Origin of the sequence: Scardovia wiggsiae (genome assembly GCF_051045985.1) — a bacterium.
Taxonomy (GTDB): Bacteria; Actinomycetota; Actinomycetes; order Actinomycetales; family Bifidobacteriaceae; genus Scardovia; species Scardovia wiggsiae.
In genome coordinates this window covers 592,376-614,124 of sequence record NZ_CP157350.1, presented here as the reverse complement: position 1 = coordinate 614,124, position 21,749 = coordinate 592,376, and the positions used below count along the sequence as shown (strand labels likewise).

General features: G+C 54.2%; 17 protein-coding genes. 11 read left to right on the top strand and 6 right to left on the bottom strand.

Features of this window, described 5'->3' with window-relative positions:
• Positions 1-22 precede the first annotated feature (22 nt).
• Positions 23-907, bottom strand: a complete 885-nt coding sequence (locus tag ABKA16_RS02590) for a bifunctional methylenetetrahydrofolate dehydrogenase/methenyltetrahydrofolate cyclohydrolase (protein ID WP_380999089.1) — start codon at positions 905-907, stop codon at positions 23-25.
• Between the two features lie 184 nt (positions 908-1,091).
• Between ABKA16_RS02590 and ABKA16_RS02585 the strand changes: the two genes are divergently transcribed.
• The 3 genes from ABKA16_RS02585 (at position 1,092) to ABKA16_RS02575 (ending at position 3,939) form a co-directional block, all read left to right on the top strand.
• A complete protein-coding gene (locus tag ABKA16_RS02585; protein ID WP_380999091.1) occupies positions 1,092-2,102 on the top strand; it encodes a metal ABC transporter solute-binding protein, Zn/Mn family in 1,011 nt (336 codons plus the stop codon).
• 72 nt (positions 2,103-2,174) lie between these two features.
• A complete protein-coding gene (locus ABKA16_RS02580) occupies positions 2,175-3,104 on the top strand; it encodes a metal ABC transporter ATP-binding protein (protein WP_380999093.1) in 930 nt (309 codons plus the stop codon).
• Positions 3,097-3,939 carry a metal ABC transporter permease gene (locus ABKA16_RS02575; protein ID WP_380999095.1) on the top strand — a complete coding sequence of 281 codons (843 nt, stop codon included), beginning with the start codon at positions 3,097-3,099 and terminating at the stop codon, positions 3,937-3,939. Before ABKA16_RS02580 ends, ABKA16_RS02575 begins: the two co-directional genes overlap by 8 nt.
• An 18-nt stretch (positions 3,940-3,957) precedes the next feature.
• Here the strand turns inward: ABKA16_RS02575 and ABKA16_RS02570 are convergent, their stop codons facing one another.
• Positions 3,958-4,674: a CarD family transcriptional regulator gene (locus ABKA16_RS02570; protein WP_380999097.1), complete on the bottom strand. Its 717-nt coding sequence runs from the start codon at positions 4,672-4,674 to the stop codon at positions 3,958-3,960.
• 204 nt (positions 4,675-4,878) lie between these two features.
• On the opposite strand from ABKA16_RS02570, the gene glgB reads away from it, so the two are divergent.
• The 5 genes from glgB to ABKA16_RS02545 all read left to right on the top strand — a co-directional run bounded on the left by glgB (position 4,879) and on the right by ABKA16_RS02545 (position 11,101).
• Complete coding sequence (gene glgB / locus ABKA16_RS02565) at positions 4,879-7,125, top strand: 1,4-alpha-glucan branching protein GlgB (RefSeq protein ID WP_380999099.1); 2,247 nt, start codon at positions 4,879-4,881, stop codon at positions 7,123-7,125.
• Between the two features lie 118 nt (positions 7,126-7,243).
• A complete protein-coding gene (locus tag ABKA16_RS02560; protein WP_380999102.1) occupies positions 7,244-7,978 on the top strand; it encodes a response regulator transcription factor in 735 nt (244 codons plus the stop codon).
• Positions 7,979-7,980: 2 nt separating this feature from the next.
• Positions 7,981-9,219, top strand: coding sequence for a sensor histidine kinase (locus ABKA16_RS02555; RefSeq protein WP_380999104.1), 1,239 nt, complete (start codon positions 7,981-7,983; stop codon positions 9,217-9,219).
• A gap of 102 nt (positions 9,220-9,321) precedes the next feature.
• Entirely contained in the window at positions 9,322-9,795 is a 474-nt protein-coding gene (locus ABKA16_RS02550; protein WP_380999107.1) for a LexA family protein, read from the top strand.
• A complete protein-coding gene (locus ABKA16_RS02545) occupies positions 9,776-11,101 on the top strand; it encodes a Y-family DNA polymerase (RefSeq protein ID WP_380999110.1) in 1,326 nt (441 codons plus the stop codon). The genes ABKA16_RS02550 and ABKA16_RS02545 overlap by 20 nt, the downstream gene beginning before the upstream one ends.
• Here ABKA16_RS02545 and ABKA16_RS02540 read toward each other — a convergent pair.
• Complete coding sequence (locus ABKA16_RS02540; protein ID WP_380999112.1) at positions 11,098-11,943, bottom strand: ComF family protein; 846 nt, start codon at positions 11,941-11,943, stop codon at positions 11,098-11,100. The genes ABKA16_RS02545 and ABKA16_RS02540 overlap by 4 nt on opposite strands.
• A 227-nt stretch (positions 11,944-12,170) precedes the next feature.
• Positions 12,171-13,007, bottom strand: a complete 837-nt coding sequence (locus ABKA16_RS02535) for an HAD-IIB family hydrolase (protein ID WP_380999114.1) — start codon at positions 13,005-13,007, stop codon at positions 12,171-12,173.
• 109 nt (positions 13,008-13,116) lie between these two features.
• Between ABKA16_RS02535 and ABKA16_RS02530 the strand changes: the two genes are divergently transcribed.
• Entirely contained in the window at positions 13,117-13,602 is a 486-nt protein-coding gene (locus ABKA16_RS02530; protein ID WP_380999116.1) for a metallopeptidase family protein, read from the top strand.
• A gap of 54 nt (positions 13,603-13,656) precedes the next feature.
• Here the strand turns inward: ABKA16_RS02530 and ABKA16_RS02525 are convergent, their stop codons facing one another.
• Together ABKA16_RS02525 and ABKA16_RS02520 are read right to left on the bottom strand one after the other, a co-directional pair.
• Positions 13,657-15,357 (bottom strand): DUF5719 family protein, encoded by a 1,701-nt coding sequence (locus ABKA16_RS02525; protein WP_380999118.1) that lies wholly within the window; start codon positions 15,355-15,357, stop codon positions 13,657-13,659.
• On the bottom strand, positions 15,357-18,554 hold the full coding sequence (locus ABKA16_RS02520) for a beta-carotene 15,15'-monooxygenase (RefSeq protein WP_380999121.1): 3,198 nt from the start codon (positions 18,552-18,554) through the stop codon (positions 15,357-15,359). The genes ABKA16_RS02525 and ABKA16_RS02520 overlap by 1 nt, the downstream gene beginning before the upstream one ends.
• Positions 18,555-18,791: 237 nt before the next feature.
• Here ABKA16_RS02520 and ABKA16_RS02515 point away from each other — a divergent pair, with 237 nt between their 5' ends.
• The gene (locus ABKA16_RS02515) at positions 18,792-20,225 is read left to right on the top strand and encodes an LCP family protein (protein ID WP_380999123.1); all 1,434 of its coding nucleotides are present in this window, start codon (positions 18,792-18,794) and stop codon (positions 20,223-20,225) included.
• Between the two features lie 26 nt (positions 20,226-20,251).
• Positions 20,252-21,673: an LCP family protein gene (locus tag ABKA16_RS02510; RefSeq protein WP_380999126.1), complete on the top strand. Its 1,422-nt coding sequence runs from the start codon at positions 20,252-20,254 to the stop codon at positions 21,671-21,673.
• Positions 21,674-21,749: the final 76 nt, after the last annotated feature.

Sequence of the window (21,749 nt, the reverse complement as noted above, 5' to 3'; positions counted from 1 at the left end):
GCCAGTGACAGCCAGAGTAGATTCAGGTTGCCCGCATAATACGTTCAGCCATATCAACAACATTGCTCAGCAGCATGGCCCGTGTCATGGGGCCTACTCCCCCGGGATTAGGGGTATAAGCGCTGGATATCGGATAGCATTCAGGGTCGATATCCCCCTGGATACGCCATTTGCCGGCAGCGTCATCCCAAACGCGCGATACGCCGACATCTATAAGGACCGCACCAGGCCTGACCATCTGCGGTTTGACGAAATGGGCCTGTCCTGTAGCGGAAATAATGATATCTGCCTGGCGCAGCTTCGCCCCGATCCCCTGCGTCATGGAATGGCATAGCTGCACAGTAGCATCCACACCGCGCGTGGTCAGCAGCATCCCCATAGTACGGCCGATCGTGATCCCCCGTCCAAGCACGCAGACATCCTTGCCGCGCACATCAATATGGTACGTATCCAGCAGCTCCAGGATGCCCCGGGGAGTACACGGCATCGGTATATCTCTGATGCCGTTCGTATGCAGCATGAGCCGTCCAAGGTTGTAGGGGTGCATGCCGTCAGCATCCTTAAGGGGATCAACATGCTCGATAACGGTATCTGCATCCATTGAATTAGGCAGGGGAAGCTGCACTATGAAACCCGTACAGCTGCTGCTGGCGTTCAAACGGCTGATTGCGTCGATCACTTCGCCGGGCGATGCCGTTTCCGGCAGATCGATACGCAGGGATTCTATCCCGATCTCTGTGCAGTCACGATGCTTGCCTGCAACATACTTTATCGACCCCGGATCCTCCCCCACGAGCAGCGTCCCCAGGCCGGGGGTATACCCTCTGTCTTTCAAAGCCTGCACACGGGCTGACAGCTTGTCTTTGATCCGGGCGGCAGCAGCTTTCCCATCGAGTACTAGAGGCATGTCATATCCTTTTGTTTCCCATTTCCTAAACTCTACTTAGACAGCATAGCCTACTTTGCGGAACACCCGCTGCTGCGCCGTTTATCGTTACTGTACGCGACAATAGGGTAAAGTAGTAACCAGAAATCAGGCAGTATAATATAAGAACAGTATACTCATACTAAATATAAATGTGAGGCTAAGCATGGTACGCAGAGAAGCACAGTCGTCGGCAGGGATAGTATCAGCCCTGAAGTATATTATCGCCCTGTTCACTATGGCGTCACTACTGATGTCAGGCGCCTGCGGGGCATCGGGAAACAAAGGCCCGCTGCCGTCCGCTTCGAAAACATCAGGCACAGCAGCACTCAAAAAAGGCCCTATCCGCGTTGTTGCGTCAGTCAACCAGTGGGGCCTGCTGGCACAACAGCTTGGAGGGACACAGGTGCAGGTGACCTCTATCCTGAGGAATACTAATGTCGATGCCCACGACTTTTCCCCAACGAGCTCGGACATTTCAACGGTCACTAATGCGCAGGTACTAGTAGTCAACGGTGCCGGATACGATTCCTGGGCTACGAAACCGTCAACCAAAGCCCTGTCAACGGTTAACGCTGCTTCTACTATCGGCGCTGAAGCCGGGGACAACCCGCACCTGTGGTTTTCCTCCGATGTCCGCGCAAAAGTGGCACAGTCAATAAGGGATGCTTATATTTCTGCCCTCCCCTCACAGAAGGATTATTTCACGAAGCTATACGACCAGTGGAAAGCCAAAGAGGAGTCCCTGAAAAAAGTGATTGCCCGGTTCGCAAAAAAATACAGCGGCAAACCTTATGCTGCCACCGAATCTGTAGCATATTACCTTATGGCAGACCTTGGCCTCAAAGATATGACGCCTAAAGGGTATTCCACAGCTATGCAGAACGAAAGCGAACCGTCTGCGGCTGACCTGCAGTCGTTCCAGACCCTTATTGAACAGCATCGGGTAAGGCTTGTTATAAGCAATCCTCAGGAGGGGTCCGATGCCGTCAATATGGTCCTGGGGACGGCAGGACGTGCTGATGTACCTGTTGTTGAAGTCACAGAACAGGTCCCCGATAAATATAAGACCCTTGATGAATGGATCACAGCTTTGACCGGCGATTTTACGAAAGCAATGGAGAGCTCCGAAAATAATGAAGTGCCGGATACAGCCGCTTCCGGGAATAATGCATGATCTGCAGCGCAGTTTCCAAAAACCCGGGAACTGTCAGAAAACCAGATCAGGACTATCAGGATTAGAGGCCTTATGCCAGTAACAGAACATCCGCCCATGACGCCTGCCGCATCTCCGGCGCCGGAAGACTGCATTATCTTCCAGGATGCGGGGATAGTACGCGGGAAAAAACTCATCTGGTCCCAGGGCAGTTTCTCCATACCGCGCGGTTCCGTGACCGCTATCGTCGGAACAAACGGCACCGGGAAAACCACTATGATCTCTGTGGAACTGGGGCTGCTCCCCCTGACCCGAGGATCGGTAAAAGTACTGGGGCTGCCTGCCGGAGCTGCTAACAGGTATATCGGATATGTCCCGCAGAATTATGATTCTGCAGGCGATATGAATATCACTGTCCGTGATTCCGTGCTGCTGGGGCTCACGGGAACAGTCTTTGGATGGCACCGTACCACAAAAGCTGAGAAGGACAAAGCATTTGAGGCAATTGATTATGTAGGGCTCAGCACTTATACAGGCCAGCGCCTTTCACAGCTGTCCGGCGGGCAGCGCCAGCGCGTCGCCATAGCACAGGCACTTGTAGGCGATCCGCAGCTGCTTCTGCTGGATGAGCCTCTTGCAAACCTTGATATCTCAAGCCAAAGTTCCCTGATAGAATTGCTGGCGAAGCTTAACCGGGAACAGCATATTACCATCCAGGTAGTATCCCATGATCTTAATATGCTGCTGCCTATCCTTACAGGGGCGGTCTATCTGCTTGACGGGCATCCCCATTATTCCCCTCTTGACGGGATACTGAACTCCGATCTGCTTACACACCTTTACGGCACTAAAGTGGAAGTTATCGCAACACCGCAGGGCGATATGTTCGTTACCCACAACAGTTCCCTTGAACCGCCCAGCCGTACCCGCCATGACCTGCATACCAGCAGTGATGCCGCCCGCTTCCATACCGGGAAGCCGTGCAGCGGCGAAAAGACTGAAAAGGATGGGACGCATGACTGATACCATACTTTCCGCATATGCCGCAAACTGGATAGAGACCCTGCAGTCCCCGATGATGGTGAATGCCTTCCTGGCCGGTATCCTTATTGCACTGGCATCAGGGGTTATGGGGTATTTCACCATTTCCCGCCAGTCCACTTTTGCCGCCCATGCTCTGGCACATATCGGACTGCCCGGTGCAACCCTGGCAGCACTGATAGGCTGGCCTGTCCCCCTGGGGATGGGGCTTTTTGCAGTTGGCGGCGGGCTTGCTATCGGGTCACTGGGCAAAAAAGCAAACCAGAGGGAAATAGCTACAGGGACTGTACTGGCTTTTGCCACCGGGCTCGGACTGTTTTTCACACATTACTCGTCCAAGGCAACACAGCAGATGCAGAGCATACTGTTCGGATCTATCCTGACCATTACAAGCAGCGAACTCGTTGGGTTTGCACTGTTCGATGCGGTGCTCCTTATTGTTGTCAGCATCATATTCAGGCCTCTGCTGTTCAGCTCCGTTGACGAGCAGGTTGCACGGGCCAAGGGGGTCCCCATCGCCCTCCTGAACATAGTATTCATGGCCCTTATGGCGGGGGTCATCACAGTTGCCGTACCCGCAGTAGGCACGCTTCTGGTATTTGCCCTTGTTATTACTCCGGCAGCAGCAGCCAGCATACTGACAAAATCCGCTTTTAAGGCTATCGCTGCTGCCACCTTTATCTGCCTTGCCTGCATATGGCTGGGGCTGCTGGTATCGACGATTCTTGATACCCCGCCAAGCTTCATCATCGTAACGTTTAGCACACTCACCTGGCTGACAGCACAGGCTGTAGCAGGGATACGGTCAGACAGCTGAACAGAAAGTCAGGGAATATCAGATTTCAGGCAGGGAGCCGTTGCTGCTGTCAGGGCTGCTATCCGTATCGCTGCTGCTGTCTTCCCCACTCTTCTTAGTTTCAGCAGCAGCCTCACGCGCAGCCCTTGCAGCCTGTTTCGCAGCAATTTTTGCAGCGCGCTCCTCTTCTTCCAACCTGTACAAAGTCTGGAATGCCGGCTCTTCAGGGGCTTCAGCATGATGCTTTTCATCCCCCGGTTCCGGATCCTGGTATCCCAAATTGACGTCCAGCAGACGCTGGGCTTCACTATCATCTATACCCTCGCTGAGAGCGATTTCAGAGGTCAGGACCCCCCTGGCCCGCGCAAGCATCCGTTTTTCGCCTGCAGACAATCCGTGGTCTTCATCGTCGCGCTGGGAAAGGTCCCTTACTACCTCAGCAATTTTATTGACGTCGCCTGTTGCAATTTTTTCAACATTAAGCTTATACCGGCGCGACCAGTTTGTTTTTTCCTCGACCACCGGGGTACGGAGTATCTCAAAGACCCGGGCTACTGCAACGCCGTTGACGACTTCCCGGACACCGACTTTTTCTACAGCATCAGCAGGGACACTGATCTCCAGTCCATCCGATGAGAGTACGGCTAAACGGAGATACTGGCGCGTGACCCCGCGAAGCGTGCGCTCCGTGATCCCTTCGATCCGCGCCGCCCCGTGACGGGGGTAAACAACCGTATCGCCAATTTTATACTCCATCAAAAATGCCTCTCACGATAAAAGTCAACTGACTTATTATGCTCCCAGGCATGGACGTGCGGAAGCGCTGCAAAAGCAAGGGAAACAGAGCTATTTCCCTGCATCGGGGATCCCATAGAAACACACGGGTGGTCGTTTTCATAAATATCGCTTAGAATTGTAGGGTACCTCATATCATTATGAAACTTAAGGTTAGGAGCAAAGATGCCAGTACCTGTACCGCACACAGTGCTAGATGAAGTCAGCAATGGTGTTTATTACGACCCGCACGAAGTCCTGGGAGCCCATCTGGATAATGACGGTATGGGACCGGAAAGCCCTGCGGCGAGTACCCGGCCCTCAGCGACTGTACGGGTACTCCGCCCGCTTGCCAAAACGGTAGAGATACTCACTCAGGACGGCACATATAAAGCCGAGCATGAATGGAACGGCATATTCACTGCCGAAATACCCGCTGTAAAAGACGGGGAACGGTGGATGGTCCCGGATTACCGGATCCACACTGTTTATGATCATGGGGAAGATAATATCCAGGATGACCCTTACCGGTATCTGCCTACAGTGGGGGAACTGGATACCTACCTTATTAACGAAGGCCGGCATGAACGCCTGTGGGATGTGCTTGGCGCCCATGTACGGACGTATCTTGACCCTATGGGCGAGCCTGACGGTTCATCAGACGGTTCCGTGACGGGGACGTCTTTCGCGGTCTGGGCGCCTAATGCGCGGACCGTGCGCGTTGTCGGGGATTTCAATGGATGGGGGGGCCGCCAGCATGCCATGCGCGAACTCGGGTCCAGCGGTGTATGGGAACTGTTCATCCCCGGGGTCAAAGCAGGGGAACGCTATAAATATGAAATACTGAATGCCAATAATGAGTGGAAGCAGAAAGCTGACCCTATGGAGCGCTTCCACCAGGTGCCTCCGGAAACAGCTTCCATTGTTGTTGATTCCCGTTATGAGTGGAATGATGAAAACTGGATGCGGGAGCGCGCCGCGAAGAACCCGCATCTGGGTCCTGTAAGCATTTATGAAGTGCATGCCGGCAGCTGGAAGAAAGGCGAAGGCTACCGTGAGCTTGCTGAGGATCTGGTAGGCTATGTCAAAGATATGGGATTCACCCATGTAGAGTTTATGCCGCTGGCAGAGCACCCCTTTGCAGGTTCATGGGGGTATCAGGTCACCGGGTACTATGCCCCGGATTCCCGGCACGGAAGCCCGGATGACCTTAAATACCTTATTGACCGTTTCCACCAGGAAGGCATTGGCGTCATTATGGACTGGGTACCCGCCCATTTCCCCAAGGATGATTTCGCGCTGGGACGTTTCGACGGCACACCGCTGTATGAAGACCCTGATCCGCTTCGCGGCGAACACCCCGACTGGGGGACGTACATATTCAACTTCGGACGCAACGAAGTGCGCAATTTCCTTGTAGCCAATGCGTGCTACTGGATAAACGAGTTCCACGTAGACGGGCTGCGGGTCGACGCCGTGTCCTCCATGCTCTATCTGGACTACAGCCGCGAAGGCGGCCAGTGGCGCCCTAACAAATATGGCGGCAATGAAAACCTGGAGGCTATCGATTTCCTCAAAGAGGCTACGGCTACGGCCTACCGCAACGGTCCCGGCATTATGATGATCGCTGAGGAATCTACCGCATGGCAGGGAGTCACTGCCCCCACAAGCAGCGGCGGGCTGGGGTTCGGCCTTAAGTGGAATATGGGGTGGATGCATGACACGCTTGATTATCTTAGCCACCATCCGCTTGACCGCAAATGGCATCACAGCGAGATCACTTTCTCTATGGTATATGCCTATTCCGAGCATTATATCCTCCCGATCTCACATGATGAAGTCGTCCATGGGAAGGGGTCGCTTATAGGGCGTATGCCCGGTGATGACTGGCAGCGGTTTGCAGGCGTACGCGCCATTTTTGCATACCAGTGGACGCATCCCGGCAAGAACCTGACTTTCATGGGCAACGAACTGGCACAGTTCGGCGAGTGGAATGAAAACTGGAGTATTGACTGGGACAGCCTGAACTGGGAGGACCATCGCGGGATCCAGAGTCTTGTGCGCGACCTTAACCGGCTGTATAAAGATAACCGCGAACTGTGGGAGCTGGATTTTGAACAGCAGGGGTTCCAGTGGCTGACCAGTGACGACGGCGACCACAATACCCTCAGCTATATGCGCCTGGATAAGGACGGGAACCCTCTTGTTGTCGTTGTCAATTTCTCAGGCACAGCATGGGACAACTATCAGGTGCCCCTGCCGAGCGGCGGGAAGTGGGCTGAGATCCTCACCACAGACGACGCCAAATATGGGGGCTCGGATATCCATAATACGGATATCCATGCTGTTGAAGGAGAGTTCCATAGCCGCGGCTGGTCAGCCTATCTGACGGTCCCTGCTATGGGGGTGATTATCCTGAAGCCTGAAAATTAAACACTTTAAGAATATCTGATAACGGCAATACTGCTATGCTGCAGCTGTAAGCCCGAATTGTGAAGGGCTGGCTGTAATATATACAGTATTGCCGTTATTCATAGGATCGAAAGTTATTATGATTAGCACTACAACTGATAAATCAAAACGCACCGGGCAGTACTCCATCCTCGTTGTTGAAGATGAGCCTACCCTCGCAACTGCTATCGGGCAGCGCCTGGCCTCTGAAGGATGGAATACCCGTATTGCCGGCGATGGCGCAACTGCCGTTGATCTGGCTGCGGCCTATAAGCCTGACCTCATTATTATGGATATCATGCTTCCCGTTATGGACGGCCTCGAAGCTACCAAACGCATTACGACAACACGCCCTGTCCCCGTCCTTATGCTTACTGCACGTGATGATGAGACCGATAAAGTTATCGGCCTGGGCTCCGGCGCTGACGATTATATGACCAAGCCCTTCTCCATGCGTGAACTCGTTGCACGGTGCAAAGCGCTGCTTCGCAGGGTAGAGCGTGCAAAAGTTATCGCCAAGAATTCAGAAAATGAAAAAGTCCTTGAATTCCCAGACCTGGTAATTGACCCCGCGCAGAGGCTCGTCGTATTCCGTGGAGAACAGATCCACCTGACCCCTACAGAGTTCGACCTTCTGGCCACTTTGGGGCGTAAACCCAAGCAGGTACTGACACGCGAGAAACTCCTTGAAGAAGTATGGGACTGGGTAGATGCATCAGGGACCCGTACGGTCGATTCCCACGTCAAGGCACTCAGGCACAAGCTCGGCCCGGAAATGATCAGGACCGTCCACGGCGTTGGATATGCCTTTGAGCCTCCGCTGGGCAACGACTGAAAATGCCTGACCGAAAGGGTGACACAACTCCCCGGACATCGTCTTCCGCGCCTCATCACACTTCCCCCCGCGGGCTGTACAGCAAATCTGCATACGACACATACCGTATGCAGCAGGAACAGGCCAGAAAGGCAGGGAGAGGGACATCGCCGAGGAAGAAGCGCCCTTCTGGGGCCAGGCCGCGCAAAAAGCCTTCCGCCGTCCGCCCTATAGGGGTTTTCACTTCCCTTAAAGCTGAGTTGAGTATCCTTATTATCATTTCAACAGCTATCACTTTCCTTATGTCGTGGTTCCTGCTGCAGTACGGCGTCAGCGGATGGATAGCAATGCCCCTGACCCTTGCCGCCGCACTCGGGGTCACATATATATTCTCCCATGGCCTGACCTCCCCGCTCGGTGAAATACGCGATGCGGCAGAACAGATGCAGGAGGGGAATTATGAGATCCGCGTTACTTCTGCAGTATCCAGCCGCGACGAAGTGGGCCAGCTTGCACGGTCTTTCAATGCCATGGCAGAAGAACTGGAACATGCTGACCAGATGCGGCGCGACCTTATCGCAAACGTCAGCCACGAACTGCGTACCCCTGTTTCAGCACTGCAGGCCCAGGTAGAGAATATGGCTGACGGCGTTATAGAACCAACGCCTGCAAACCTGGACGGGCTGCTTAGCCAGACTATGCGCCTCACAGACCTTATTGCTTTCCTTCTTGATATGTCCCGTGTAGAGGCTGGGGCAGCAAGCCTGGAAATTACCGAATTCAACGTCAAGGATTTTATTGATGATGTGGTAAAGCCCCTGGAAATAGCTGACGGCGGGCATGGGCACATGATCAGCCTTGACGTCCCTCCCAATATCACGATGGAAGGCGACCAGGACCGTCTGCGCCAGCTCTATACGAATATCGTTTCAAATGCTATCAAGCATTCTGCTGACGGGACAGCCGTACTGGTGGAAGTCCATGAAGACAGGGTCCATGACACGATCGTTTCCAATATAATCAATTTTGGTTCCCAGATATCGCAGGAAGCGCGGTCTGACATTTTCCGCCGATACGTTAAGGGCCAGGGATCCCGGCCCGGTACCGGATCGGGAGGTACCGGACTGGGCCTTTCCATTGCACGGTGGGCAGCCCAGCTCCATTCCGGTACTGTACGGGTCGTTGATGATTCACGTGGGGCTAATTTTGAAATCACCCTCCCAAAGCATCACAATATCCCGCTTATTGATGAGCAGCTGTAGGCCAGCGGGAATACAGCTGTTTCCAGCGCGTGTCGCAAATACTGTTTCTGTCTTATTCACCTGAAATAATATTCGAACATATGTTCGAAAGAGGTGATGATAATGGCAGTCCCTATGGCACTTGAGGCTGTGCACGCAGGCTTCCCTTCAGTTGCACAGGATTATTTTGACGGGGATTTTTCCTTCGACGATAATGTAATCACACACCCTGACACGACATTCGTTATGGCGGTAGCAGGTGATTCCATGGAAGGTGCAGGTATCTTCGACGGGGATATCCTTGTCGTCGACCGTTCCCTCGCTGCCGAGGAAAACAGTATCGTTGTAGCGGCCATTAACGGAGAGCTGACGGTGAAACGTCTGATTATGGGTGCCGACAACAGGCCTCTGCTCCATCCTGAGAATCCGCAGTACCCTGATATACCGTTATATCTGGAGCAGGAAGTGGTTATTTGGGGTGTGGTGATTGGGAATTTCCACTGGCAGAATTCATACGCACGGCATTCGCGCCCTCTGGAGGCAGACGCTGCGGGAAAACCTGACCGGGAAGGTAGAAATGGCACGCAGCCGCTATAACAGTGTGATACTTGCTGACGCCAACAGCTTCTTTGCCTCCTGCGAGCGCGTCTTCGATCCGTCGCTTAACAGGAAGCCCATTGTTGTGCTTTCCAATAACGACGGATGTGTTGTAGCGCGCAGCAGCGAAGCAAGGGCCCTTGGGATCGGGATGTGCGCCCCATGGTTCGCCATCAAAGAGGATGCTGCCAGGAAAGGCGTTATAGCAAGAAGTTCCAACTATGAGCTTTATGCAAGCCTGTCGCACCGGATGATGTCTGTTATGAGATCCTTCTTCCCCGGACAGGAGGTATATTCCATTGACGAGTGTTTCCTTACAAACCCCTGCACCGATGATGCGGCATCTATCAGTACATGTATCCGTATGCGGAAGGCCATACTGCAGGGCATAGGCATACCGGTATCCATAGGGATGGCGCCTACAAAAACATTGGCTAAAATAGTGAACCATTGGGCAAAAAGCCATCCTGCCACACACGGGGTATTGTCATGGTCCCAAGTCAGCCCTGATATCCTGCAGCGCACCCCTGTTTCTGACGTGTGGGGCGTAGGCAGGCATCTGAGTTCAAAACTGATGAGCCATGATATCCTTACCGCTGCCGATTTGGGAAATTCCGACCCTGAAACCATAAGGCACCAATACTCTATTTCTGTTGAACGCACTGTCCTTGAGCTGCGCGGGATCCCCTGTATCCCGGAAGACAATACTGACGATACCGTTGAGGGGGCAAGAAAAGCCCAGATAATGTATTCCCGGATGTTCGGACAGCCCGTACGCGGATACAGCACACTATGCCAGGCTTTAAGCGTGTATGCACAGAAAGCAGCACACCGCCTGAAACGCCAGGGGAGCCTGTGCGGGGCAGTCAGTATCTTCTGCGCAACCGGACACCGCAGGCATAGCAGAAGTACAAGCTCCCATGCCTGGAATACATGTATATTAGACAGCCCTACCGATAACCCCATTACTATTTCACAGGCAGCATGCGAAACGGCCCGGACTGTGGTTGATCCGGATGCCTGTTATGCCCGGGCAGGGATCACCCTTCATAAACTGGTCAGCAAAAGCAGCTACAACCTTCTCGATGCCGATACCCCGCTGAAGGGCACGGAAAAGCTGGGAAATACCTTAGACCTGATAACCGGCCGGTTCGGCCCAATGTCTGCAGGTATAGGGTACGGAGGTATCCGCGGGGCAGGACGGTACAGTTCCGATACCGGCAGCCCATGGGTAATGAAACGCACCATGCTCTCCAAAAGATGTACAACGCGATGGAGCGAAATGGCAGTAGTCAAAGCCGATTAAGCGGTCCACTGCGGGTTACAGGCAGCCAAAGCTGGGCGCGGAAGCTGCAGGCCATCTGTATCCCCCGGGACCATAGACAGTGTCAGTGCCGCATATACATAGGCGCCGGCCTCGCGGAGCACCCGCTCACATGAGCGAAGCGTAGAGCCGGTCGTCATAATATCGTCAATAAGGATAACCGTATGCCCAGCCACACGATGGGGATGTGCGACAGACAACCTTCCGGACAGACGCCCCATCCTGGACCTTCTGTCATTATGGGACACAGATTTTTGCAGCCTGCCATGCATATGGAGAAGCGGAGTCACACGGGCATCAGCGCCATGGGCATTCAGCGCCCGTGCCGCAGCATAGCACAGCGGCAGCACCTGCAGCCGTCCACGCCTGTAAAACGACCCTCTGCCCGAAGGGGCAGGCATAACATATACGCATCCGCCTCTCATACTGCCGGGCGCCCCAGCAGCAGCCTGCCCGGATGGCAGCAGGGACAGTACCTTTGGATACAGGCTGTTCACCAGCTCCTCCATCGCACATGAAAAGGGTTTGTCAAGCTCCTCGTCGCCATGGTCTTTCCACGACAGTATTGCCTGCCGTATACACCCGTTATAGGCAGAACAGGAGTAAACCGTACAGGCCATATCAGGGTCCGTAAAATAATCATGGAGAGGCCTGGACAGCCTCCTGTGCAGCAGGGCTGAACAGGATCCGCACAAAATGCTGTCAGGCATACCGCACCCGGCACAGCATCTGGGGAACAGTACGTACCGCATATTCCTGCGCCACAGCCCCGCAGCACGTTTTATGCTGCCCGGCCGCCGAGGCGCTATATTGGCCATATCCATATCAGGACTATACATGGATACTTCTTCTTCCTGCAAAGGAGACCATCCGCTGTGTACGGATGGGCATGCTGTTTTAAGTTCTCCACAATACCCCACAATTTTTTTAGGCTGAGTGCCCCGCCATACAGCCGGATACAAAACGCCTGCCCCTGCCCCTTATCTGATTATCCGGCAGAAAACAAGAGGGAACCAGGAAACCCGGCAAATAACCCCTGCGCCCCCCCCTATCAGGCATGCATCGTGGAAACAGCGCCCGACTTTCTCCGCGCATCAATAAAACGGCTGATAAACTTTTCAGTGTCTTCCGGGCCCGTGACTTTAACGGCATAGGTCCCCGCGGCAGCAGCCGGATAATCGTTGCCCTCAGGAGACATACGGTCCCCTACAAAAACGATATCAGGGATATCACATTCCATGGCCTCAGCAAGTTTACGAACTGCGTAGGCCTTATCAATACCTTTCACAGAAACATCTATACTGGTAGAGCCTCCCGCACGTACAGTCAGCTCGGGAAGGTCAGAAGCAACAGCTTTAGCCAGGGCTTCACGCCTGGAGCCGTCAGGGTCCCATTTCTCTTTTTCATCAACAGGGGCCTGCTGCCCCAACGCCGAAAAAGTGATCTGCGATCCCCTGTCTTCAATACGGTCCGACCACACACGCGAATCGTCATACCACAGTCCCAGCTGCTGTGCGCGTGATTTCAGCGATTCCATCACTTTCTGCTTAAGATCCCCGTCAATAGTGATCTCATACCGGCATTCCCAGCCCTCCCCATTCCACGTATAGTAACGGGTCCCGGTTGTCGGCATAAGATGGAGGTTTAACAACCGTGCGGTACCGGACACCATGGAAAGGACCTGGCTGTCGATAAGGCCCCACTTCCCTCCCGAAATAACAGCAACAGGGCAGAGATGCGTCAGATCGCTGAAAAGCCTGGCAACAGGCGGTTTCATAGGCATTTTGGAGCGGGCAAGGGTACCGTCCAGGTCGAAGGCGACCACCCTGGCCTTCTGCGCAAGGTACTCATAATCTATACTGTCCCATGTTGGGAAAATATTACCCATAGTACCTCCCAGTTGCTGCTGCCGACCTTACCCATTATGCCACATCGTTAACTGCATCCATTGGCCGTTTTCAGCTATGATACTACCGTGGATAGGGTACCATGGAAGAATGAACGGCACTCCACTGCCCCATCCAGGCCATACAGAAAACCCGTCACCAGATGCATCAGAACCCCGTCCGTGGGAGGCACGCAGATACAGGGATCCCCATGGGCGGGGGCCGCGGCAGCCGCAGTTTGGAAGGCATCTGCCGCATTACCGGACACGCGCGGGCCTGTTCGATTCTGTGGTTGCAGCCCAGTTAAAACGTCTGGCAGCTGGGTGGCCGGACCTTATTGCATCAACTGAATTCCTTGTTGAAGATGTGCCTGCAGCAAACCTGGTGCCATGGGAAGAGCCGGCTGTGCAGTTTTCAGTATCTTATGCTGCCGGGCATGATGAACCGGCCAGGATAATCCTATACCGCCTGCCGATCCAGTCCGCCACACGGAACCGTATAGAACTTGAATACATAGTCCATGACGAGATCGTGCGCCAACTGGCAGGGCTGTCGGGCAAAAGCCCCGAAGATATTGACCCTGATCCCTTGTTCTGAAGCCTGCACGGGGATGAGGACCCTGCTCCCCTGGGATACAGGCCGTCCCCTACCCTATCTGACCACGATCCCGTTGCGTACGGCAACATTCTGGGATGGGGGATCAAGGCTCGCAGCATTCAATGCAGAAATACCGTTTACAGAAGCATCTGATACATCTTTGACTGTAACTGCCAAAGACATAGTTATTGCTGCCCTCCGCTGCGATGCCCTGCTGGCAGTGCCGGCAGAGCTGTCTGCCGCGCTTTTCCCGGTATCCACCGTAAGGACTGCTGCATTTTCAGCAATATCTGACGGGGCAAAAACCTGCGATGTACCGGCCTTGACAGTAATATTTTTTGATCCCGCATATGATCCCGCCGGGCCATACCCTGAAACCGTAACTTCCGCATCGTCCTGTCCGGTATTGGTCACGGTGAGGGTCCCGCCGGCCTTATCAGGTATCGCCACAACAGAATGGGAGGCAGGGGCCTGGGAGGGAATGAACGCGAAATCGCCCTGTTCCGGGGTGCCTGTACTGCTCACTGCAGCCGCCGAAATCCCTGTATCCGATTCCGCCTGAAGGGCTTTGGCATTATCAGGGATATCCCCCAGGGATACAACAGTGACCTTCCCCCCCTCAACGCTGGCTGTCCTGGCATTTTCAACACCGTCAGAAGTGATCCACGATATCCGCACATTACCTGATTCCGCACTGTAGACGATCACAGAAGCAGACCTGCCGCCGCCCAGCGTACCTATAACCTGCCTGTTCGAAGCCGCAGGAAGCGGGGTAATATAATCCGATCCCTGCGGATTAAGCCCATCCATATGTGTTGCAGTGATGACCCCTGCTAACGGGGCTGCAGAACTCCTGACCGTAACATACAGCCCGTCCTGCCCTGAAGCTGCAGCTGACAGGTCAACAACAGCCTGTGACCTTGCCCCCACAGTAACCGTACTATTTGATGATAATGCGAGCGCAGATGCCCCTGAAGTCCCATGGACGGAAACAGTGGCAACTGTCGCTTTTGATGATGCGTTCATAAGCACAAGTTTCTGAGCCCATCCGGTACGGGTAGGCAGTGAGAGGAAACTCTGGACAAGCTGGGGCTGCACACATGAAGCCGAAGATATCCCCCGCAGGTCGCCCTGCGTTGCCCATGACACTACCGACCCTGCAGAACCCGTGCCTGCGTCAGCCTTAAGGAAAGTGGTATCCATAACGGCAGGACCGCTGTTGGCATCCCTGTTGAGGGTATACAGTGAGCCTGGGGTATGGGAGGGAGCCCCCTGGGGATTGGAAAGCGTATTGGCAGATGGAGTATCTGATGTATCGGAGGGGCTTGAGGAGGAAGGATACGCCTGCGATCCGGAAGATGGCCCGGAATGCGTAAGCGCAGCCGTATCCTGCCCGTTAAGCGCAGACACTGTGGATCCGGCTACCGAACCGACTGCTGCTGCCCGGAGCGAAGACTCGATATTCCCTGCATTTGTGCGGAAGCTTTCATCGCCGTATGCTCCAGGATCTGCCAGAGACATCCGTGCAGGGCAGATACGGCCTGCCTCAAGCTGAGCCACCCGATATTCCCCTTTCACCGCAGCTGCCTGCGGATCATTGAGGCCGGCAAGGGGGGTAAAAAGGATAAGATAGGCGAAAAGCCCGACGAGGATACACAGCGAAACCAGTGCGCCGGCAGCTTTACCTGCGCGCCGCGCAAGCCGTATTCCCTGCGCACTTGATGCGGGACGAGCTGTATTTCTGCTGTCTGCCATTATGCCTGCTCCTGACTATAGCGGTTTCTGCGCGGGAAAGCGACAATACAATATATGATAAGGGTGACGGCCATAACTGCGATCCATGCATACCGCCATGGTGATCTGGAATACATGGTTTCCCGGCTGAGGCTGATTCCATGCGTATTCGTATCATCCACAGAAAAACGGATATAGGTCCCCTGCGCGGTACTTACAACACTTTCAGTACCATTGCTGGCAATAAGGTGCGAAATAAGCTGTGCCGAACCGTCCTCAGCAGTATGCACAACATATATCCCCCCAAATCCCAGGGAACTCAGCTGATCGACAGCGGAAGAGCTGGCGCCTGCAATAAGCAGGGAAAGTGCGGATGATATTTTCCTGCCGGTATCCTCGGCTGCCTGCACTGAAGGAGAAACTTTCTGTCCCAATCTGTAGGAGACTGACTGCGCCTGTATGCTGGGATTGATATCAAGGATATCACCGCGGGAAGTGGCCATGGAATGATAAGTAAGATCCTGTGCAACAGAAGCATCAACTGCAAGTACGCGCCGCGCAGGATTTGATGCCAGATAGTCCTGGACAACGGCGGGAAGCTGGTCCCGCGAGGCAGTAATCCTGCCGGGAGCCGCAGGAGCGGCAAACCCTGACCATGCCCAGGCTGCGGAGCATAGCGCAAGGATAACCGCTATAACCCCTCTTCCCGCTAAAACTGCGGGATTCAGCACGGCAGCAGATTCTACCGTACCTTCGCTGGTGATCCTGCGCGAAAAGGCGGTGAATGTTTTTACACCTGTACCGGCTGTCATACATGCGCAGGCCAGCATCCCAAGCAGGATAACCATCAGCCCCGGCATTACCGACCCCTTCGAATACCCCCCGGCATCCACGGCTATGGTGACCCGGGAAGACAGTACTGCCGCCAAAGCCCCTCCAAGCATCAGGGACCACATCATACGGGAGGCGCGCAGGACGATAGGGAGGAAAAGCGATACCACGCTCAGTACCGCGATCACTGCAAAGCCTATAGCGGCTGCCCACAGTACTGCTGCCGACACTGCGCCGCCTCCTGTAAAATTCCCGGGGCTGAAAACAGCGCGCATCTGGCCGAGAAGGGATGTAGCGCTGCTTCCTGCAGCTGCAGGGCTGGCCGTATTCACATCTATAAATATCTGGCGCCAGGCTCCTTTATCCCAATAGCGGATAACATCAATAACCGTAGGGAGCAGTGCGGCGAGGGCAGGTATCGGGATAAGGAGGAGATAAGATTTATGCGACCTTGCAAAAAGCGCGAATGCGGCACAGGAAACAGCCCAAACGATCATCAGCTGAGGTTCGCATAAAGCTGCAGCCATAAAGCACAGTGCCGCACACGCCCCGTTCTGCGCAGAAGGGGCAGGCCTTTCGGGCTCCTCAGTGCGGTACATCCCCAATGCTTTAAGGGTAAATGCAACTGATGCAGGAAGGAAAACGGAAGATACCAGCAGGGGAAGGTTCCCCAATGAATAAAAGCCCATAAACATCCCGCCTGCGGCCCACGCACAGCCCGCCGTTATACGGACGGCATTGGATCGGGTCACTGTCCCCGCCAGCGCCCAGAAACTAAGGGCGGCACAGGGCGCAGCCAGAAGGATGATTACAGTCGGCGCATACTCGACATGCCCTAATATTACCAGTGACATAATCAGAAGGACCAGGGAAAAAGGGGCTGGGGCAGCATGTGCCCCTAAACCTGACGCATATGACCAGTATGAAGTCGCTGAGCGGACAAGCTGCCCAAGTGTGGCACCTGAAGGGGTAAGGGATACTGATGATAAAACGCTGCCGGTAAAGGCGGCCCGCAAAATCCCGAAATTTACAGCCAGCCCGACGGCCAGCATCACAGCTGCCATTATTGCTGCCCATGTATACCGTATGCGTTTGCGGGCGCGCAGATGGGCTTTAGCCAGCGGATCAAGGACAATATTGCTGCCTTCATCTGAAAAAGCACGTACACGGTCATCCCACGATTTGACACGGTCGCGGGAAACACTGAGCAGGGAAAGATCCCGTGCTGAGACTCTGCTGTGCGATGCTACCCTCATGCGTGCAGATATCATTGTAAAAATATTCCCAAGATCCCTCCAGGGGGCGCACAACTCAACGCATGCCTGATACACCTGCTTGCGTCCGAGGAGTTTTGCGAACAGGATAAAAGAGCTCAGCCATTTCCAAAACCATGAAAGAGGCCAGCGGATAACGGAAATATCAGAATAATAGTATGTATCACGCGCCTTCGCCTGCGCGCCGTAGCTCGGTACCGGAGCCCCGCTCCCATGGCCGGCCGGCTGCCCTTTCTGGGTACGCATGCCTTCGAAGCGGGCCCGGAGGTGTGCCGTTTTCACCTGTGGGGCAATAATAGCGCGGCCGCCGCCGAGGCACACACGCCGGCAGAAATCACGGGACTGCCCGAACGTGCCGAACGGATAGTTCCCGTCAGAAGCATGAAGCCACACATCCATATCCACAAGTGCACCGGAAAGCGAAACGGCAAAAACATCACTGCGCGAATCGTACTGTTCCTGGTCCTGTTCCCCATCAACAACAAGGCTGTTGACTCTGTGGCCTGGTGCGGCGTAATATCCTGCATTATGCAGGGTTTCACCGTCCCAGCCCATCTGCTTCGTACCAATAACAGAAGCACTGGGGTTATTACGCTGCGCCTCTGTAAGGGACTCAATATACTGCTCCCCCACAGGCCGTGAATCATCATGCAACAGCAGAAGCTGCCTGACACGGTTGGAAATTATCCCATTATCACGCGCATAATTGAGCGCACCGTCAACGGCAGCAATAAAAGAGCCTGCCTTAACGGGAATCACTCTGATCTTCACCGTACCGCCGTGCGCCGGAACCATGATATTACGGCAGCTGCCGGAAGCAATATGGGAAATATGCACCTGGCCGCAGTATGCAAGGAATATCTCAGAAGGCAGTACTGTCTGTCTCAGGAGGGATACCAGCGTCTCCGGGAAATACCGGAGGTCATCTTCAAGTGTAACCACCGCCGCAAGCGAAGTGCTGACGGTAGCAGCCCTGGTGCTGTTTTCTGATTGGGCAACAGCCTCAGCCACGGTATCAGCAAGTGAGGCTTTACCTACTTCGCTGCCGGAATCCCGCATCCCGCGCACTGCCTCCTGAGGCCCGCCGTTTCCGCCAGCCATTGAACCATCCATACCGCACACCTTGCACTATCTGAGTATTATCTGTACTCAACTTTATTAAAAATTCCCGGAGATACTACTGAAATCCCCAAATCAGGACGTTTTCTTTACCTTTAGGACTTTTAATCACTGGCGCCGCTTTAAATGTAATGTTTAAGTGAGATTTCAACAAAGCAGTATTATATAGGCAGTCAACAGTTTAGAATATGAAACTGTATTTCTGTATCGTTTATCAAAAAGGATCCACGCATGGCCTCATCTTATGATCACCAGCGCCGTCATACATTGCTGCAGATCAACTCATATGACCCTCCCCTCCATGCAGTAAATTTCCTTACAGGAAAGCGCCTGGCCCGCTTTATCAGCATGTTCCTTATAGGCGTACTCGCTTTTATTATTGTAGCTGCCGGCGCACTGTATCTTGACCTGAGCAATGCTGTGACCAAAGCCTCAACAACGGTGATCGATTCCCATGGCCATGTAGTCAAAACAGCCGTTGATCCCAACAAGGGGAAGCCCCTTGATATCTTGGTCATAGGGCAGGATGCACGGGAAGGCAATAATGGTTCCCTCATTGGTGATAACAATCCGGCTGATGCCCAGAACCACCAGGCTGACACGACAATGGTCATGCATATATCCGCTGACAGGAAATTCGTTGACCTTGTCTCCATCCCCCGTGATTCGCTGGTCAGCATACCGTCCTGTGCTACGTCAAAAGGTACCCTCCCCGCTCGGAACAACGTTATGTTCAATTCAATTTTTGCAAATGCTTATGCCAAGGGCGGTGACATCTCCTCGGCTGCCAGCTGCACGATGAATGCTGTGAACCATCTCACCGGGCTCAAGATCAAACAGTTCATTGTCGTTGACTTTTCAGGCCTGAGCACCATGATCAATGCCCTGCATGGTGTAGATATCTGTGTGACCCAGGATTTCAGGGACTCCTATACTAACCTTTCCCTTACGAAAGGCCTGCACCATCTTAACGGTGTCCAGGCAACCCAATATGCGCGCATACGCCACGGCCTGGGAGACGGATCGGATGTTATGCGCACTATACGTCAGCAGTACCTTGTAAAAATGCTTTTACGGGAAGCAACACGGAAGAACCTGTTCACACAGACAGACCAGCTGTATCAGATGGCGAAATCTGCTCTTGAATCCCTGAATATGAGCAGCGGGCTCGCAGATATCAACGTTCTTATGGGGCTGGCAGGCAGCATGTCCGGCCTGAAAACTTCCGGCATATACACACAGACTATACCTGTAGAGACCTCGCCGGTTAACCCGAACCGCGTGCAGTGGACAGCAGAGGCTCCTGCTGTATGGAAGAAGATTGCCCAGGACCGCCCTCTGACCGATCCATCCCCTTCCGGCCAGACAGGCTCTTCATCGTCCGGCTCTTCGCAAGCAAGCCCAGAGGGCTCTTCAGGAAGCCCATCTTCCCAGCAGTCGTCTTCCAGCCCTTCCGCAAACCAGCCTTCTTCATCCCCATCAGCCGGATCTTCCGTTGATCCCGATACAGGGCTGGTCACGCAGCAGGACGGGACGCTTATTGATCCGAAAACAGGCGGGATCGTTGACAAAAAGTCAGGCGCTATCCGTGACCCGCGTACGGGCTGGTATATAGGCATGGCTGAGAAGTATGTAAACCACTCTATCTGCAAGATCAGCAACTGATCCGTACGGCTTAAGGAGGACCGGCTATGACAGATTCTGAAGACCGTAATACCGTTGATCCGCCAAGCTTCCATCCTTCCCCGAAAAAAATCGGTGAGGGGAGCTCTGCACAGGCTGACAGCGGTCTTCCCGCAGGAAACTCAGCTGATGGGGCGGATGGAAGCGGGCAGCCGGCGGTTTCCGAGCCTGCCCCTCCATCGTTTGCACCCAGCAGCAGCCCTTCCAGACGTATATCCCGCCCCTCTGCTGACGGCATACAGGCTGATGGCATACAGCCGCACTCTTTTGCACCGGACAGGCAGCCCCGGAGCCAACGCAGCGCTTCATCCGGCAGCAATGTTGTACCTCCAGCGATCCCGCCGGCATCTCCTTCCCCTTATAGGCAGCCGCCGGACAGCAGTTACCTAGGTACGCCCGGGGCCCAGGGGGCAGGCGCCGGCTCCGGTTCCGGATCGGGTTTCAACGGAACGCCTGCATCAGGATCCGCGCCACGGAAACCCCGCAGGATCGGAAAAATAATCTTCCGCGTTATTATTGCGCTTCTCGTTATCCTCCTTGTATATGCCGGATGGGCATGGTTCTACGTCAATTCCCAGCTTAACCATAAGGACTATCTGTCTTCTGCTGCGGATACAAAAGGCAGTACCTGGCTTATTCTGGGGTCTGATGCACGTGACGGGACTACCGGCGGGACAGCCGATCAGGTCCCGGGCTTCAGGACAGACACTGTTATGGTCCTCACGAAACCGGATTCCGGCCCCGCTTCACTGATCTCCATACCCAGGGATTCATACGTGGAAGTTGACGGCAAAGGGGCAAAGATCAATTCTGTGGCAGAACTGTATGGATATCCCAAGCTTGTAACTGCAATTGAAGGTATAACCGGACAGAAAATAGACCATGTCGTATCAGTCGGTTTTGGAGGCCTCCAGACGATAGTTGACGCGCTTGGAGGGGTAGAGCTCTGTTATGACCGCACTGTCAACGATGAAAAATCAGGCCTGAACTGGACAGCAGGATGCCACACGGCTTCGGGGACCACGGCTCTGGCAATGTCCCGCATGAGGTATTCGGATCCTGAAGGTGATTTCGGACGCACAAAACGCCAGCGCATGGTCATTTCTGCAATCATAAAGAAAGCTGCCTCCCCCGCAGTGGCTGCGAACCCGTTCACGCTGCAGAAAGTCCTGAAATCCGGGCTTTCTTCGCTTACAGTGGATCAGAAAACATCGACTCTGACAATGGTCCGGATGGCCCTGGCATTCAGGAGTGCAACGCGGGAGGGCGGCGTGACCGGTACCGTCTATTATTCCAGTCAGAATTACAGGCCGTCTTACCGTCTCGGATCCTGTGTCCGGCTTGCGGAACAGTCCAACCATACGCTGTTTTCCAAACTGGCAAACGGTACCCAGCCTGCCGGGACTGTTGGCGGGTATGCTGCATCCTGAAAGTTATCCACAACCTATACTGGCTGGTATTCAAGGCGTTTCTTCAGTCTGACCACAATCCGGAAAATATCTGGCG

Excerpts from the sequence above, each read along its gene's own strand:
- ABKA16_RS02520 (WP_380999121.1), bottom strand. The coding sequence starts at position 18,554 with ATGGATGGTTCAATGGCTGGCGGAAACGGCGGGCCTCAGGAGGCAGTG.
- ABKA16_RS02545 (WP_380999110.1), top strand. The coding sequence starts at position 9,776 with ATGGCACGCAGCCGCTATAACAGTGTGATACTTGCTGACGCCAACAGC.
- ABKA16_RS02580 (WP_380999093.1), top strand. The coding sequence starts at position 2,175 with ATGCCAGTAACAGAACATCCGCCCATGACGCCTGCCGCATCTCCGGCG.
- ABKA16_RS02570 (WP_380999097.1), bottom strand. The coding sequence starts at position 4,674 with ATGGAGTATAAAATTGGCGATACGGTTGTTTACCCCCGTCACGGGGCG.
- ABKA16_RS02555 (WP_380999104.1), top strand. The coding sequence starts at position 7,981 with ATGCCTGACCGAAAGGGTGACACAACTCCCCGGACATCGTCTTCCGCG.
- ABKA16_RS02535 (WP_380999114.1), bottom strand. The coding sequence starts at position 13,007 with ATGGGTAATATTTTCCCAACATGGGACAGTATAGATTATGAGTACCTT.
- ABKA16_RS02560 (WP_380999102.1), top strand. The coding sequence starts at position 7,244 with ATGATTAGCACTACAACTGATAAATCAAAACGCACCGGGCAGTACTCC.
- ABKA16_RS02530 (WP_380999116.1), top strand. The coding sequence starts at position 13,117 with ATGAACGGCACTCCACTGCCCCATCCAGGCCATACAGAAAACCCGTCA.
- ABKA16_RS02590 (WP_380999089.1), bottom strand. The coding sequence starts at position 907 with ATGCCTCTAGTACTCGATGGGAAAGCTGCTGCCGCCCGGATCAAAGAC.
- ABKA16_RS02550 (WP_380999107.1), top strand. The coding sequence starts at position 9,322 with ATGGCAGTCCCTATGGCACTTGAGGCTGTGCACGCAGGCTTCCCTTCA.
- ABKA16_RS02525 (WP_380999118.1), bottom strand. The coding sequence starts at position 15,357 with ATGGCAGACAGCAGAAATACAGCTCGTCCCGCATCAAGTGCGCAGGGA.
- ABKA16_RS02540 (WP_380999112.1), bottom strand. The coding sequence starts at position 11,943 with ATGGATATGGCCAATATAGCGCCTCGGCGGCCGGGCAGCATAAAACGT.
- ABKA16_RS02575 (WP_380999095.1), top strand. The coding sequence starts at position 3,097 with ATGACTGATACCATACTTTCCGCATATGCCGCAAACTGGATAGAGACC.
- ABKA16_RS02585 (WP_380999091.1), top strand. The coding sequence starts at position 1,092 with ATGGTACGCAGAGAAGCACAGTCGTCGGCAGGGATAGTATCAGCCCTG.
- ABKA16_RS02515 (WP_380999123.1), top strand. The coding sequence starts at position 18,792 with ATGGCCTCATCTTATGATCACCAGCGCCGTCATACATTGCTGCAGATC.
- ABKA16_RS02510 (WP_380999126.1), top strand. The coding sequence starts at position 20,252 with ATGACAGATTCTGAAGACCGTAATACCGTTGATCCGCCAAGCTTCCAT.
- glgB (WP_380999099.1), top strand. The coding sequence starts at position 4,879 with ATGCCAGTACCTGTACCGCACACAGTGCTAGATGAAGTCAGCAATGGT.